General features: G+C 36.5%; 18 protein-coding genes. 16 read left to right on the top strand and 2 right to left on the bottom strand.

Going from position 1 to position 15,807, the window contains the following annotated elements; translation table 11 throughout:
* The first annotated feature begins 84 nt into the window (after nt 1-84).
* Both JL102_RS04950 and JL102_RS04945 read left to right on the top strand, forming a co-directional pair.
* The gene (locus tag JL102_RS04950) at nt 85-663 is read left to right on the top strand and encodes a class I SAM-dependent methyltransferase (RefSeq protein ID WP_202243138.1); all 579 of its coding nucleotides are present in this window, start codon (nt 85-87) and stop codon (nt 661-663) included.
* Nucleotides 664-794: 131 nt separating this feature from the next.
* Nucleotides 795-1,232 carry a ferritin-like domain-containing protein gene (locus JL102_RS04945; RefSeq protein ID WP_202243137.1) on the top strand — a complete coding sequence of 146 codons (438 nt, stop codon included), beginning with the start codon at nt 795-797 and terminating at the stop codon, nt 1,230-1,232.
* Nucleotides 1,233-1,291: 59 nt separating this feature from the next.
* On the opposite strand, the gene JL102_RS04940 is transcribed toward JL102_RS04945, so the two are convergent.
* Nucleotides 1,292-1,573, bottom strand: coding sequence for a DUF4235 domain-containing protein (locus JL102_RS04940; protein ID WP_202243136.1), 282 nt, complete (start codon nt 1,571-1,573; stop codon nt 1,292-1,294).
* Between the two features lie 216 nt (nt 1,574-1,789).
* On the opposite strand from JL102_RS04940, the gene JL102_RS04935 reads away from it, so the two are divergent.
* The 3 genes from JL102_RS04935 to JL102_RS04925 are packed head-to-tail and all read left to right on the top strand — an operon-like array spanning nt 1,790 to nt 5,990.
* Nucleotides 1,790-2,080 (top strand): GNAT family N-acetyltransferase, encoded by a 291-nt coding sequence (locus JL102_RS04935; protein ID WP_202243135.1) that lies wholly within the window; start codon nt 1,790-1,792, stop codon nt 2,078-2,080.
* A 25-nt stretch (nt 2,081-2,105) separates the two neighbouring features.
* The gene (locus JL102_RS04930; protein WP_202243134.1) at nt 2,106-3,311 is read left to right on the top strand and encodes a Pycsar system effector family protein; all 1,206 of its coding nucleotides are present in this window, start codon (nt 2,106-2,108) and stop codon (nt 3,309-3,311) included.
* Between the two features lie 15 nt (nt 3,312-3,326).
* On the top strand, nt 3,327-5,990 hold the full coding sequence (locus JL102_RS04925) for a BamA/TamA family outer membrane protein (protein WP_202243133.1): 2,664 nt from the start codon (nt 3,327-3,329) through the stop codon (nt 5,988-5,990).
* Nucleotides 5,991-6,088: 98 nt separating this feature from the next.
* Here the strand turns inward: JL102_RS04925 and JL102_RS04920 are convergent, their stop codons facing one another.
* On the bottom strand, nt 6,089-6,412 hold the full coding sequence (locus tag JL102_RS04920; protein ID WP_202243132.1) for a phosphoribosylpyrophosphate synthetase: 324 nt from the start codon (nt 6,410-6,412) through the stop codon (nt 6,089-6,091).
* Between the two features lie 327 nt (nt 6,413-6,739).
* Here JL102_RS04920 and JL102_RS04915 point away from each other — a divergent pair, with 327 nt between their 5' ends.
* The 11 genes from JL102_RS04915 (at nt 6,740) to JL102_RS04865 (ending at nt 15,779) form a co-directional block, all read left to right on the top strand.
* Nucleotides 6,740-7,009, top strand: a complete 270-nt coding sequence (locus JL102_RS04915) for a YtxH domain-containing protein (RefSeq protein ID WP_202243131.1) — start codon at nt 6,740-6,742, stop codon at nt 7,007-7,009.
* A 53-nt stretch (nt 7,010-7,062) separates the two neighbouring features.
* A complete protein-coding gene (locus tag JL102_RS04910) occupies nt 7,063-7,248 on the top strand; it encodes a CsbD family protein (RefSeq protein WP_202243130.1) in 186 nt (61 codons plus the stop codon).
* Nucleotides 7,249-7,328: 80 nt separating this feature from the next.
* On the top strand, nt 7,329-8,237 hold the full coding sequence (locus tag JL102_RS04905; protein ID WP_202243129.1) for a mechanosensitive ion channel family protein: 909 nt from the start codon (nt 7,329-7,331) through the stop codon (nt 8,235-8,237).
* Nucleotides 8,238-8,258: 21 nt separating this feature from the next.
* On the top strand, nt 8,259-8,681 hold the full coding sequence (locus JL102_RS04900) for an arsenate reductase family protein (protein ID WP_202243128.1): 423 nt from the start codon (nt 8,259-8,261) through the stop codon (nt 8,679-8,681).
* A 95-nt stretch (nt 8,682-8,776) separates the two neighbouring features.
* The gene (locus JL102_RS04895; RefSeq protein WP_202243127.1) at nt 8,777-9,661 is read left to right on the top strand and encodes a mechanosensitive ion channel family protein; all 885 of its coding nucleotides are present in this window, start codon (nt 8,777-8,779) and stop codon (nt 9,659-9,661) included.
* Nucleotides 9,662-9,663: 2 nt separating this feature from the next.
* Nucleotides 9,664-11,004 (top strand): dihydrolipoyl dehydrogenase family protein, encoded by a 1,341-nt coding sequence (locus JL102_RS04890; protein WP_202243126.1) that lies wholly within the window; start codon nt 9,664-9,666, stop codon nt 11,002-11,004.
* Entirely contained in the window at nt 11,004-12,026 is a 1,023-nt protein-coding gene (locus tag JL102_RS04885) for a DNA topoisomerase IB (protein ID WP_237390400.1), read from the top strand. Before JL102_RS04890 ends, JL102_RS04885 begins: the two co-directional genes overlap by 1 nt.
* A 1-nt stretch (nt 12,027) precedes the next feature.
* Complete coding sequence (locus tag JL102_RS04880) at nt 12,028-13,347, top strand: DUF2254 domain-containing protein (protein ID WP_202243125.1); 1,320 nt, start codon at nt 12,028-12,030, stop codon at nt 13,345-13,347.
* Between the two features lie 141 nt (nt 13,348-13,488).
* On the top strand, nt 13,489-13,851 hold the full coding sequence (locus JL102_RS04875) for a hypothetical protein (protein ID WP_202243124.1): 363 nt from the start codon (nt 13,489-13,491) through the stop codon (nt 13,849-13,851).
* Between the two features lie 47 nt (nt 13,852-13,898).
* A complete protein-coding gene (locus tag JL102_RS04870) occupies nt 13,899-15,065 on the top strand; it encodes a baeRF7 domain-containing protein (protein ID WP_202243123.1) in 1,167 nt (388 codons plus the stop codon).
* Nucleotides 15,066-15,215: 150 nt separating this feature from the next.
* Nucleotides 15,216-15,779 carry a type 1 glutamine amidotransferase domain-containing protein gene (locus tag JL102_RS04865; RefSeq protein ID WP_202243122.1) on the top strand — a complete coding sequence of 188 codons (564 nt, stop codon included), beginning with the start codon at nt 15,216-15,218 and terminating at the stop codon, nt 15,777-15,779.
* Nucleotides 15,780-15,807 lie beyond the last annotated feature (28 nt).

The raw sequence follows: 15,807 nt of genomic DNA, 5'->3' as shown, positions 1-15,807 counted from the left end.
GATCGTAAAATTATTCTTTATTTCATATAATTCAATGATTTTCACCTCATTTGTGGGATATAACGCTTTTAACCTACTACTGTTATGTTACTAGATGAAAATTACTGGACAAATAGGTATAATGATAATGATACTCCATGGGATGCTAGTGCCATTACTACTCCTTTAAAAACGTATTTTGATCAGCTGCAGGATACTACTATTAAAATACTGATCCCCGGCGCTGGCAATGCTCATGAAGCTGCATATTTGCATGAAAAGGGGTTTGAAAATGTATATATTGCTGATATATCTCAAGCGCCTTTGAGGCAGTTCCAATCAAGGTTTCTTACGTTCCCGCAAGACCATTTGCTGCATAAGGATTTTTTTACGCTCTCAGGTAACTACGATCTTATAGTAGAGCAAACTTTTTTCTGTGCTCTAGATCCTTCATTAAGAAAAGCCTATGCAGAAAAGTGCGCAGAATTGCTGAGACAACGAGGAAGACTAATGGGAGTATTATTTGATACCAACTTTAAGCATGAAGGCCCGCCTTTTGGAGGAAGTAAAGAGGAATATTTGACCTATTTTAGCCCACATTTTAAGCTTAATCATTTTGAAACCTGCTACAATTCAATTCAGCCTCGTCAAGGCAGGGAATTATTTATTTTATGTGAGAAATAACTGGTAATCAGATACACATATTGATTCACTTATTCAACATTATTTATTACTAAAATGATGTAAGGCTGTGTTTATAGCCTTTGGAATAGTTTATGCAACTCACATTCATAAAAACTAAAAAGTTATAAATTATGAATACTGAAAAAAAAGCAATACAGGATGTGGTTGATATTTGTCATGATGGAATGAAGGGGTATGAAAAGGCTGCTTCAGAAATCCATAATGAGGAGTTTAAAACTATATTTAATAGACTGGCTCAGCAAAGAAAATTGTTCATTGAAGAGTTGAAAGCAGATGTCCGAGATCAAGGAATCGATATTGATGATTCAGGTACTGTGAAAGGCTATTTCCATAGAAATTGGCTAGATGTAAAATCTTCTTTTACTAATAAAGAAGATAAAGAAATTATTGAGGAGGCTAAGTTTGGGGAAAAGGAAGCTGTGAAAGTATATAATGAAGCCCTAAATGCAGACGTACCGAAATATATTAAAGAGAAGCTAGAGATGCAGAGAAAATTAATAGCAGGTTCTATCGAACAACTTAATGAGTTTGCAAAGGAAACCGTTTGAGTAATGATTGGCTGTTGATGATAAGGGTGTCCGATGATTTGGACACCCTATTTTTATATTTATGATTTAATTTTCTTTTGCATCATATCGTTCGCCATCAGCTTTACGATGCCTGCCAAGGCACTGGTAGCTACAGTCCATAGTATAATGTGAGTAGTGTTATAATCGTTATGATGTAATGTTTTAGGTGGGTCCTGTTTTCTTATTTTCTGGTAGCTGATGTCAAATAGTTTTTTCAAGGCAAAGCTGCTCGCGATAGCTATACCAGGTAGCACTATGGAGCTCAGTACTGATTGCTTATCAGTGGGTACAATAGATGTTGAAGAGTTCTTCTTTGACATAATAATTTTTAATTTAATTGGTGAGAATTAAATGAAGAGTATCAAATAATATTCCAATGCCTGCACTATGGCTATTGAGGTATTATAAGGTTTTTAGTGAGGAAAATATGACACACTATCAGGTGCCTGATACCTATAAGTAATAAGGAATTAGTGAATTAAAGAATTTGGCATGCTTTTTACTCACATTAACTAATCAATCTAACTTAAATTGTTATGAGCTATACCGTAAGATTAGACATGGCTGGTAAAAGGTTTACCACCATTGTAGATGGTAAAGAATGTTATCTTCAGTTTAAACAAGTCGCACCACAGGTGCTGGATTTGGAATATATTTTCGTTCCGGAAGAAGTGAGAGCTAGAGGAATAGCCAGTAATTTGGTATATAATGCCCTCATTTTTGCCCAAAAGGAACATTTAGAAATTATCCCCGGCTGTGAATTCGTTCAAAACTATATGATTAAACATCCTGAGTTTAGATGCGTTTCATGGAAGGAAGCAGTTTAGCTTTTAAAATGGGTACAAATATTTTATGACAGAAGAAGAAACACCTATTCAGGAAAAATCAGAAATTTTAATTAAGGTAGAGCAATACATCAAACAACTTTTCAAGGAAGAGTTGTCTGATCAATTGCTTTATCATAGTTTATCACACACTACAGAAGTAGTAGAAGCCTCTGTGTCTTTGGGGTTTGATACTGGTCTCAGCGATGAGGATCAGGAAATATTAGAGCTAGCCGCCTGGTTTCATGATGCGGGTTATATTAAAAAATATAATGGTCATGAAGCTGAAAGCGTAGAATTTGCTAAAGAGTTTCTTTCTAAAGAGGGGTATCCAAAGGAAAAGCTCGAAAAGGTAAACTCATTGATTCTGAGTACGGTGCTGGGCCATCAATCAGAAAATCTGCTAGAAGAGTTACTGCACGATGCCGATATGTCTCATATGGGTAGAAAGCGTTTTTTTAGAAAGGGAGAGCTACTTAGAGTAGAGCTTGAAAACTACCTTGATAAAACTTACACGGAACTTGAATGGGAGGAGCATCAGTATAATTTTCTGGTAAGCAACTCTTTTATAACCGCTGCAGCTCGCTCAAGCTACGAAAGGCGCAGAGTAAAAAATATAAAGAAGCAGCGTAAAAATATACTTAAGGCTCGTAAAGTAACAGTACGAACCAATACGGGTAAAGATTTCGGTCGTGGAATAGATACCCTATACCGTGCTAACTACAGAAACCACATTAACCTTAGTGCTATTGCTGATGGTAAAGCTAATATGATGATTAGTATTAACACCATCATGATTTCCGTTATAGTAACCCTTTCAGGTGCGAGCCTCTCACTAAGCAAAGGCTTTGCTGTAGAGAGCTTAAGATTCACCATTCCTATACTTATTCTTTTAGTAGGTGCACTGGTCTCAGTGGTGTTTGCTGTATTATCAGCAAGGCCTAAAGTTACTGAGAAGGATGTTGATCTCGAAAAGGTGAAAACTGACAAAATTAGCTTATTGTATTTTGGTAATTTCCTTGGGGTGCCTAAAGAGGAATTTGTGCAGTACTTAAATAATCTTAAAAAAGATCAGAAAAGACTTTATGACAGTATGTCAGTAGATATATATCATTTAGGTATAGTTTTAAAAGAAAAATATAGGTTGCTCAGCATCTCTTATAATATTTTTGTAGCAGGACTAAGTCTTACTGTAGTAGCCTTCATCGTAATATTCTTTTATACCAACGGCTGATAATTTTTAAAATAAATGCAAAGACATTACTTATATAAAGGAAAGGCCAAAGCTTATTTGGCCGTTATATTTATTGCTTTACTCACTTCTTGTAAAGTTTCTGAGGTAACTCACAATGATTCTGTGAAACAGGAAGTGATAGAGACAAACGGAAAGGATTCCGTGACGGTGGTAGCAGGAGAGTTATACAAAGCAGGAAAGTTTAAGAGGTTCGTGCTTGGAGATCATTACAGAGATGTATGGTTAGCTCCTGTAAAAGTACCTGTTCTCAATCTGGATAGTGTGAAAGGAGGTTTGGAAATTGATCATAAAGGTGGTGGTATGCAAACCTACTCCTTGAAGGTTAAAGGAGGAGATGGTCAGCTGTATTCATTACGATCACTACAAAAAGATCCGACACCAGCATTGCCTTTTGGTTTAAGGTATTCGTTTGCTGACGATGTAGTGCAAGATCAAATTTCAGCTTCCAATCCTTATGCTGCTTTCATTTTGCCGCCATTAGGAGATGCTGCAGGTATTTATCATACTAATCCGCAGTTATACTACATACCTGATACCCCCAAGCTAGGAAAATTTCAAGAGGATTTTGGTGGTGTATTAGCTATGCTGGAAGAAGATGCTGATGAAAATTGGGAAAATAAGGCAAGCTTTGGCTATACTAAAAATGCAGTGGGTACAGATAAAGTACGAGAGAAACTGCTAGAAGATAATGATGATTATATTGACGAGGCCAATTTACTCAGGAATAGATTGTTTGATATGTGGATTGGAGACTGGGATAGACATGATGGACAGTTTAGATGGGCCGAGCTTAAAGATGATGATGGAGACAAGTTTTACAGACCTATCCCAGAGGATAGAGATAATATGTTCTTTAATTTTGATGGCTTTTTGCCTTGGTGGGCTAGCCGAAAATGGGCCCTTAGAAAGTTCCAGGATTTTCAGCCAGAAGTAAGAGACATAGCTGGTTTAAATTTTAATGCGAGGTACCTAGATAGAAGGTTTCTGACAGGTATGTCTGAAGAAGAGTGGGTAGATGTAGCTCATGACATGCAAAAGAGACTTAGTGACGAAATCATAGAAAAAGCTGTAAGGCAATTTCCTGATACGGTATTTCAAATTACTGGTGAGAGAACGATCAATATTCTAAAGAAGAGAAGGGACAACTTAGATGAGTTTGCCAGAAGATACTATAAAGTACTTGCCAAGCAAGTGGATATTTTGGGTACTGATCAAGAAGAGGCTTTTGAAATTATTCGTCATGAAAATAATGATACAGAGGTAAACGTGTATGAATCTAACGGTGATGGCAAGAAGAAGAGAAGGTATTACCATAGAGTATTTCATAATGACGAAACTAAAGAAATAAGAATTTATGGTATGGGCGACGATGATTATTTCTACTTGTCAGGTAAAAGTAATGACGGGCCGCTGGTACGCATTATAGGAGGTAAAGGAGAAGATGTTTTACTAGACTCGTCTAAGGTTTCAGGCCTTAGAAGGAAGAATGTTTATTATGATGACATAGCTGAAGAAAATGAAATTGAAAGCAAGGGTGAGACAAAACTTATGCTTTCAAATGACAGAGATGATAATAGCTATGATTTTAAAGAATTTAAATATGATTACTTAGGACCAGCACTTTATTTTGGTTTAAATAATGACGATGGCCTTTTTCTTGGAGGTGGTGTAGTAATAAAAACACAAGGTTTCAGAAAAGATCCTTATGCCAGTATGCACAAAATTATGGCTAATTATGCTCCTGGAACCTCAGCTTGGAATTTTCAATATGAAGGAGATTTTAAAAAGCTATTTGGAGATATAGGGATGAATATAGACGTTTTCGCCAGAGCTCCTAACTTTTTCACTAACTTTTATGGGTATGGTAACAGCTCAAAGGAGTTAAATGATGATGATGAATATTACAGAGTGAGGTATGAGGAAATATGGGTAGCGCCAGGTTTAACTCATGATCTGGGAAAAAATTCATCAGTGAAATTTGGTCCCGCTTATCAGTATGCAAAAGTAGATGATGATAAGGATAATTTCTTTACTGATAATGCCGCCAGCTTAGGTCCAGATGCGTTAGATGCAAGCCATTTTGGTGGATTTTACTTTAAAGCAGATATTAACACTACTAAGATTTTGGCTAAACCTGAAAAAGGAGTGAGGTGGATTACGGAGAGCAGATGGTTAGCCGAATTGAATAATGACAATAGCCGGATGAGCAAAATAAGCAGTGAACTAAGAGCATATTATACATTGGATATTCCTTTTGAAACTACCTTTGCGGTGAGGATAGGGGGATCTAGTATTTCTGGAGATTATAACTTCTACCAGGCTAGCTCTATTGGAGGTAATGCTGGTTTAAGTAGGCTGGGTACTGTACGAGGCTATGGCCGAGATAGGTTTGCAGGCCGTAGCAGTATTTATCAGAATAATGAAATTCGCATGAGGCTATTAAAAGTGCCGTTTTATTATATGCCTTTTGAGTTTGGTATCTCAGGTCATTTTGATCAGGGCCGTGTGTGGTCAGATGAGCCCGAAAATGATACTTGGCATACTGGTGTAGGGGGTGGAGTTTGGATAGCACCTTTAGGCCGCTGGGTATTTACAGCTGTATATACCGTAGGTGATTATGATAATATGTGGAATGTTAATTTAGGATTTCTTTTCTAATAAAATAGTTTAATATAAATACAAAAGGCTGCTTCAAGTGAAGCAGCCTTTTGTATTTATATAGGTAATGATTTTTGTAGGATCGTTTTTTTAATTAATCATGATTTATACTCATGATCTTCATGTTGAGCTCCTTTTAAAAATTCTTCCAGGTCCACATCGGCGTCAGCGCCATAGGCATTGATTAATATTCCTTTATCTCCTGAGGTAGTTTCTATTACATATAAAATATTAGAGTCTCCCGGGTTGGTTTCACCTTCAAATCTGTATTCTTCTTTCACTGTAACTTCTGCAGGTTTGAACACCTTACCATTGTCATCATTGTGAAGTTCATTATTTCTAAAATTAAAGTCTGTGGCATAACCTTCATTTTTAAGGTCTTCCATTACTTCTGACATCGGTTTTAAATTATGAATTGCCATTATCTGTTGCGTTTATGTTCCAATATTCTTTTTCATATATGTAAGTACTAAAGCCATGCCACTATGTAGAGAGGCTTTGCATAGCTGGCAAAGCTGATCTTTAATGAAGAAGTTTATTTATCTCCAATTTTTGTTCTACATACTGTGGAAAAAGTTATACATAACTTTCGTTTAGTTCTTGTTACTCATGATAGGTTTTGTGTGTAAATATTTGATATACAGATGTTTGTGTAAAATGCTATTGTTTGGTATGTCTTTTTCACTATAGAAAGTAGATAAGTCTTAAAAGAGACAGCAATTATTACGAAAACTTAAATATTACCAATCATGAACAATACCAACATTAAAATCATAGCAGGTTTTGCAGCAGGTGCCATAGCAGGTGCTTTAACAGGATTATTATTGGCCCCAGAAAGTGGAGATAGAACCAGAAAGAAAATAGGTAAGGAGTCTGATAAGCTTAGAGAATCTTTAAGCAAATCTATTGCAGAGTCTTTTGATGCTGCTAAAACCAAGTATAGCAGCTTGTTAGATGAGTATGTTGCTGAAGGTAAAAAACAATTGGATAAGGCTAAAGAAAATGTCAAGCTAAACTAAAAATTAGCTAGGCACACTTTGAAAATAGATTTAAGAACTAAACCAATAAAATTATGACTGATTTAGAATTAAAAGGAAACTGGAATGAAGTAAAAGGTAAGCTTAAACAAAAATATGGAGAGCTTACAGATGATGACTTAACTTTTTCCGAAGGAAAGTATGACGAGATGCTCGGTAGAGTTCAGAAGAAAACTGGTAAATCAAAAGAAGAATTGAAAAAGGAAATTGCTGCATTATAAATAGCTTTTCCATGGAAAGTAACCTGTAGTTCTTTTGCGAACTCAGGTTATTTTTTTATCAGCCCAAGTAAAACGAATTTATGAAATTTGACTTTGAGTCTGCATTAGACAAAGTATTAGATAAGCTAGATAGCTGGCTAGAAACATTACTTACCATGTTACCTAATATGGCAGTTTCAGTACTGTTATTCGTGGTATTTATGATTTTGGCTAAACTAGCACAAAAAGTATTAGTAAGAATATTTGAAAGAGCATCTGATAATAAACTCCTTGAAAATCTTTTTTCTACCCTTATTTATTACTGCGTATTAGGCATAGGAATGTTTATCATACTAGGCATTTTAAAATTAGATAAGGCGGTAACGTCGCTGCTGGCGGGTGTAGGAGTAGTAGGTTTGGCTTTAGGTTTTGCTTTTCAAGACATAGCCGCAAACTTTGTATCAGGAATAATATTAGCTTTTCGTAGACCTTCAAAAATAGGGGATGTTATTTCAGTGAAAGATTTTATGGGTACTGTAATTCAGACTAATCTGAGAGTAACAGTAATAAAGACATTTCAAGGTCAGGAAGTTTACATTCCGAATAAAGATGTATTACAAAGTCCTATAGTTAATTATACAGCCTCAGGCCAAAGAAGGATAGATTTGGGAGTGGGAGTTTCTTACGGAGATGATTTGAACAAAGTCCAGGATTTAGTGCTTAAAGTTATTAAAGGTTTAGATGGCTTAATAAGACCGGATGATATCATATTTGATTATTATGAATTTGGCAGTAGCTCAATCAACTTCTATATCCGTTTTTGGATCGAATATCCGGACCAGCCTGGTTTTCTGGCAATGAGAAATTCGGCCGTGAAGGCAATTAAAGAGGCTTTTGATGAAAATGATATTACGATACCATTCCCAATAAGAACATTGGATTTCGGTATAAAAGGAGGAGAAAAGTTATCAGAGATGCCAATACAAATGGCTGCTAATGAAAAGAAATAAATACATTAAAAGAATAAGATTATGAAAGCTGAAAAGAATGAGATATTGTTTTTCTTTAACTCAGAAAAACAACAAGACCGCAAGGCAAGAGGATATGCTGATTCTGTAGAGAATCATAAATTGAACGAAAAAGAGATTAACCAAGATCACCTTACAGAAACCCAAATAGCGGAAATAGCTGATGATATGGGGGTAAGTATTGTAGAATTGGTGGATAAAAATTCTGGATATTATCTGGATGAATTAAAAGATAAAGATATCTCTGATACCGAATTAGCTACAATAATGGCTAAAAACCCTGGGGTGATTAAAACACCGATTGCTTATATGGGAAAACATGTGTTTTTTGTAGAAAATGCATACAGTTTCGTCCAGCAAGATATTGAGGTGGAAGGTGTGAAATCCGATAAGGGAAATGTTTTTGAAAAACAAGCTAAACATTAAAAAGGCCTAATGCGGAATGCATGCAAGTTGTTGACTTACTATATTAGTCAAACTCTAGAATCTTTTACAAAGGCATTAAATACTCATAAAAATCTATGAAAGAGAGAGTAATTAATGCCTTTAATCATTTTTGGGATGCTGTTATAGATAGAGTGCCTGAGATTACTATAGGAGTAGTTATGTTGGCCGTATTTATTGTAACGGGTATAGTGCTTCGTCGTTTCGCACAACGTAGGCTGCTTAAGAGGTTAGGAGATCAACTACTGGCTAATTTTATAGGAAGAGTTATATTCTTAGTATTTCTGGTAGTTGGTATAGTTATTTTCCTTAATCAATTGGGCCTGAGCAGGGCAGCGGGTGGTTTGTTGGCAGGAGCTGGCGTTTCAGCCCTGATCATAGGTTTTGCCTTTAAGGATATTGGCGAAAATTTACTGTCCGGCTTCTTTCTGGCTTTTAGCAGGCCTTTTCGTATAGGAGATATTATACAGGTTGAAGGTTTTACTGGCTCAGTAAAGGCACTTAGTTTTAGAAATACGCACATTCGTACTTTTGATGGCAGGGATATATTCATACCAAACTCTATTTTAATTAAGCAGCCGCTCATCAACTTTACTCGTGATGGATTAATGAGACATGATTTTGTGGTAGGACTAGACTATGGAGATGATATTGCCCAGGCTACTACCGTTATTTTAAATGAGCTCTCCAAAATGCAAAACATCACCAATGCGGAAGGGTTAGAACCTTTTGTAATCATCAACGATTTTGGCACTAGTACCATTAATCTAAAGATTCATTTCTGGATTAACACCTTTGATTTTCTAGGGTCTACCACAGTGCTAAAAAGTACTGTAATGCAGCAGGTAGTAAACAGGCTTATTATTGAGGGTTTTAATATGCCAGCAGATATTATAGAATTAAAAATTTATCAGGAAGGTCAGCCCATTCCCGTAGCTGTGAAGGGAGATAATTATAAATAGTTATGAAAAAATTTCAAGTAATAGTAATAGGAAGTGGGCCAGCCGGATCAGGCATAGCACATAAGTGTGCCAAAGAGGGGAAAAAAGTAGCAGTAATAGATAAAGAGTTTGGCGGAACCTGTGCTTTAAAAGGGTGTACACCAAAAAAAGTACTAGCCGTTTCATCAGAAATACTGAGGTACGCTTGTCACTTAAATGGTAAAGGAGTGAAAGATGTAAATGTAGAGTTAGATTGGGGCTCTTTGATGCATTTTAAACGTTCTTTTACTGAGCTTACCCCTATGCATACCAAAGAAGGCTTTAAGAAAGCAGGAATAGAGGTAATAGAAGGTGCCGCTCAATTTGTAAATAACAATACTTTAGAGGTAAACGGAGAGCAGTATGAGGCAGAGCACATTGCAATAGCTACTGGAGCGGTAGCTGCAGAGTTACCCATAGAAGGGTATGAGCACCTTATTACCAGTGATGAGTTGTTGGAATTAGATAAGGTGCCTAAGCGAGTGGCCTTTGTTGGAGGTGGTTATATTGCCTTTGAATTTGCTCAGATTTTAAAAAAATGTGGCTGTGAGGTAACTCTTTTAGAGGCCGCTGACCAGCCTTTATCAGGGTTTGATCCGTTTTTAGCTTCCAGGCTAATTGAGTCTTTCCAGATGGATAACTTAGAGGTGAGGACAGGTATTCAGGTCGAAAAAATTGAAAAGCAAGAGGATGAATTTGTTATATCAGGAAAGCATTCTGCGGGCGAGTTAGAAGTACGTTGCGATTTGGCTATTCATGGGGCAGGGAGAATGCCAAATATCGCTCAATTACATCTGGAAAATGCGGATATCGCTTTTTCTAAAAAAGGCATAACAGTAAATGATCATCTTCAAAGTGTATCTAACAGTATGATATACGCAGCAGGAGATGTGGCTGATACAGGTTACCCATTTACTTTAGTGGCCGATTATGAAGGGAGAATAGTAGCTAACAATATTTTTGACGCAGATAAGCAGAAGTCATCATATATGGGAGTTCCTTTTGTATTGTTTACTAATCCTAAAATGGCTTCAGTGGGTAAATCAGAAGAAGAACTCATAGCTAATAAGGTAAAGTACGAAAAGAAGCAGGCAGATACAAGCCACTGGCTCATTGCCAGAAGCTTGCAGGAAAATGTGAGTGGCTATAAAGTGCTTATAGGTGAAAAAGGAAAGATACTAGGAGCTCATTTAGTAGGACCCAAGGCAGATGAGGTAATTAATGGTTTTGCTATGGCTATGCAGCATAACCTTTCAGTGAACGATCTTAAGAAAACATTTTTAAGCTATCCCTCTGCTTTTGCAGAGATAAGAAAGATGATTTAATGATGACAGATCAGACCAGCAATTGCCCACATGGCATCCATTACATTGCAGATAATTGCCCTGGCTTTACCAGAAAGAAAAGAGGTAGAGGCTTTGCTTATTATGACTGCGATGGGAATAAAATTGCTGATACTGATATCGTAAAAAGAATCCAAGATCTGGTAATACCACCTATGTGGAAAGATGTTTGGATCTGTGATGACAAAAACGGCCACTTGCAAGTAACTGGGTACGATCAAAAAGGCAGGAAGCAATATATCTATCATCCAAAATGGACTGAATACCAGCAGAAAAATAAATTTAACCGTCTTAAAGAATTTGGCCTTAAGCTGCCGGATATAAGAAGACAGTTAGAAAAAGATATTAGAAAAAAAGGGTGGCCAAAGCGGAAAATTTTGGCACTAATAGTAATGATGCTTGATGAGTACTATATCAGAATTGGAAACAAGCGATATGAGCAAGAAAATAAAACCTATGGACTTACTACCTTACGAAGAAAGCATATTACTGAAAAAGATGGCCGTTTAACTATAGGTTTCAAAGCCAAAAGCGGCAAAGAAAGAGAAATTGATATTACCAGTAAAAAGCTCATTAGGCTAATTAAGGCTACTTCTGAACTTCCTGGATATGAGATATTTAGGTATATGGATGATTCTAATAATAGTCATAGACTAGACTCTCATGATGTGAATGAATATCTAATGGAAATTGCTGATGAATATTTTACAGCAAAAGATTTTAGAACATGGGGAGGTACTATGCTGGCTTTAGAAAACTTGGAGGAGGCTAAGAAAGAAATAGAGGAAAACCCTAGAAAAAAACTAGAAACGACCATAGTTAAAAAGGTGGCCGCTGTGCTTGGAAACACCGTAGCAGTATGTCGTGAATACTATATTCATCCGAAAGTTATGGATGTATTGCTTAAAAATAGTTTGGGGCACTACACCAATAGAAATTTAGGTGATCTTGAACATGAAAAAGAATTATCTGAGACAGAAAAGCTGGTTTTAAAAATTATTTAATGTGAAAAAGATTAGACGAATTCTTTATAAAATTTCTTTTGAAATTACCAGTAGTATTGCTTTTTATCCCACTCTTATCGCAGTAGGTTTTTTGTTATTTTCCTTTCTCATCATGTCTGTAGAGTATGATGCTTTTATACTGGATTTTAAAGAAGATATTAGAATTTTACTCGTACAGGGTGTGGAAAATGCCAGGCTGATTCTTGGTACCGCAGTAGGAAGTATTATCTCCCTAATGGTATTTAGTTTTTCTATGGTAATGGTAGTCCTAAACAGAGCATCATCCACACTTTCTCCTCGTGTAATACCAGGACTTATTACCAATAAAGCACATCAGGTAGTTTTAGGAATGTACTTAGGCACTATCATTTACAGTCTCATTCTTATTATCAATATACAGTCCGCTGATGCTGAATATCAAATCCCCTCACTAGGAATTTTGTTTTCAATGGTGTTTGTAATCATCTGCTTGGGCTTATTTGTTTATTTTATACATTCTATATCCAGGGCCATTCAGGTAGATAATATTTTGGATAGTATTTATCGTCAGACAAAGGAGCAGCTAGAAGAAGTTGAGATCAAGGGAGATATTAAAGAAGTGCCTAAAACGGATGATTGGCAGGTGCTCTACACCAAAAGAGCAGGTTATTTAAAACAGATGAAAGAAAACGCGCTCATAAAAATCTGCTCTAAGCATGATCTAGTGATAGAGGTAATGGAGCAAAGCGGGTTTTTTATGGTAAAGGGATACCCTTTTCTTAGAATAAATAAAAAAATAGATGAAGATGTAGAAGAAGATATTCGTAGCTGCTTTATTTTTTATGCAGAAGAACATGTCTCTGATCACTACCTGTTTGGGTTTAAGCAGATATCAGAAATAGCGGTAAAAGCCCTTTCTCCAGGTATTAATGATCCGGGGACAGCGATTAAGGCTATTGACTTACTTTCTATTTTATATATTAAAAAAATGACGCATAATGAAAGAAGGTATTTAGAAAATGATGATGGAGAGCCTGTAGTCATTATCAGGCAATTACCGCTGGAATATCTCTTATATTTTAACTTAACACCTATTAGAGAATATGGAAAAGAGGATGCCACTGTAATGCTTAACCTCTTGGAAAGCATGAAAAATCTTGCTTATGCGGATAAGGATCAGTTTGAAAATCAGCAAATCTTAGAAAAATACACAAAAAGTATAGTGGCCTCCTGCCAAAAAAATATACATAATATGCTTGACGTGGAGCAGCTTAATGCCATGATTGACAGGGTGAATGAATTTTTGCATTCGGATCATCAGGTGGAAGGCATTACCGGGTAATTATATCCTCAAAGGTAGAATTTCATTCTCACGGTTTGTAAAACTTGTGAGTCTCCGAGCTCTGATTAGTGGTTAATTTATAAAAATTATTGGCACAATATTGATAGTTCAATTAAAACAACTAACCTAATAACTTTTGCTATGAAAAGACGAACTGATCAAATCCATCTTAAAAATATACTCACGTGTATTGAAGATATAGAGGACTATTGTCCTGATATTACGCCTCAGGAATTGAAGGAAGAAGATGTGATTATGCCCATTTACCGCAATTTTGCCATCCTGGGGATAGAAGCTAACCTTGTGTACGCTTCGCACACCGCGTTAACCACTTTAAAGAGTTTTAAAAAGGCTGACTTTATCGAGGGTATTGGTCTTGATGTTTATGCCTTGTATAACTTCATTGTCAATGATCTAGGTCATTTAAAAGCGGAGGTAGTAGATCTTATTTCAGCAAGAGAAAAATCGAAATTAACCAGTGAGCTGTCGCGAATGAGTGCCTAAGGTATGCTTTTTGGATCGTCTTAGATATAATCATAAAATTAAGTAACATGGATATATTTAAGAGATCAAAATTTTTAGAACTATCAGAAATTCATCAGCCACATTGTGTATCTATTTACATTCCTACAGAAAGAGCTGGTGGTGAAGAAGGGCGTTATAAGAATAAAACCAGATTAAAGAATCAGTTAAAAGAGGCCGCTACAGAGTTACAGGTATTTGGCCTTTCTAAAACTGAAATTGAAGAATATTTAAAGCCAGCACAACAGCTTTTAGACGACGAACGTAATTTCTGGTCTGAACAGTCTGATGCACTGGCTCTATTTATTTATGGCAATGAAATTAAATATTTTACTTTACCCTTAGAGGTAGAAGAGTACACTTACGTTTCAAACCACCTTTATTTGCAGCCATTGGCAAATATGCTTCATGGCTCAGGTCGTCATTTTATAATGATGCTTAGCCTTAATGAAGTGAAGTTTTATGAGGCCACCCGCCATACCCTAACACCTGTAGTAGTAGAGGGACTCATTCCTCAGGCACTCACTGAGACAGTAGGTGGAGATCTTGAAGAAAATAGTCTTCAGTTCCGATCAGGTCAGGGAGAAAAAGGCCAAGCCATGTATCACGGCCATGGAGCTGGTAATGAGACTGAGAAGAAAGAAGAAGCTGCCAAATTCTTTAAAGAAATCAATGATGGCCTCATGGAGATGTTGCATGATGAAGATGCGCCATTAGTAGTAGCCTGTGTAGATTATCTCTTCCCTATTTATATGGAGGCTAATACCTACTCTAATTTGTGTGATGAATTTATACCTGGAAATCATGAGCATACAGAGCCTGTTAAACTCAAAGAGATGGCTTGGGATGTAGTGAAAGATAGATTCGAAAAAGATCAACAGAATGGAGTAGATCGTTATAATCAATTGCTGGATGATGGCAAGGCTGCCTATAATCCAGAGCAAGCTCTTCCCGCCGCTATCATAGGGCAGGCAGAAACTTTATTCATTCAAAAAGGTCAGCATATATGGGGTACCTATCAGCAGGATGATAACAAAGTGAAAATAGATGCTACTCAACAGGTAGGTAATGCTGATTTGCTAAATAAAGCCGCTGTAGAAACTATAAAGCATGGAGGCAAAGTGTATGAAATGGCTGCTGATGAAATGCCAGATGAAGGGTCTGTAATTAATGCTGTATTACGCTACAAAATGTAATTAGTGCCTCACATGTGAGCATTATGTGTATACTATTTCACAGTGAAAAAGCAATAAAAGTAGTGCTAAGCACATATAGCCGGTTGGCATTGTTTTTCCATATAAAATAGTAATAGTAACAATAATCAACTAAACATAAATAAAAGAGTTATGGATATATTAAAAGATAGAAAAGTAGCCATTTTGGTTGCTGATGGATTTGAAGAAGTTGAATTTACCGAACCAAAAAAAGCACTAGAAAGAGCAGGAGCCACTGTAGAGGTGATCTCTCCTAATGATGATAAAGTAAAAGCATGGGACAGCACAGACTGGGGTAATAGCTATAATGTAGATAAGTCACTAGACTCTGCTCTGGCAAGTGATTATAATTCACTTTTATTGCCAGGCGGTGTGCTTAACCCTGATCAGCTGAGAGCTAACGATAAAGCAGTAGAATTTGTGAAGCATTTCTTTGAAGCAGGAAAGCCTATTGCAGCCATTTGCCACGGACCTTGGACGCTTATAGAGACAGGTGCCCTAGAAGGTAGAAAAATGACATCTTATAAGTCAATCAAAACAGACTTGATCAATGCCGGAGCAGAATGGGTTGATGAAGAAGTGGTAACTGATCAAGGGATGGTAACAAGTAGAAATCCTGATGATATTCCTGCTTTCTGTAAGAAAATGATTGAGGAATTCTGTGAAGGTGTACATGAAGGTCAAAAAACCTTGTAAGATTCTGCTAAGATCTTATTGAAGGGCT

Source organism: Fulvivirga sediminis (assembly GCF_016757215.1).
Classification (GTDB): domain Bacteria; phylum Bacteroidota; class Bacteroidia; order Cytophagales; family Cyclobacteriaceae; genus Fulvivirga; species Fulvivirga sediminis.
This window is presented reverse-complemented; position numbering and strand designations above follow the sequence as displayed.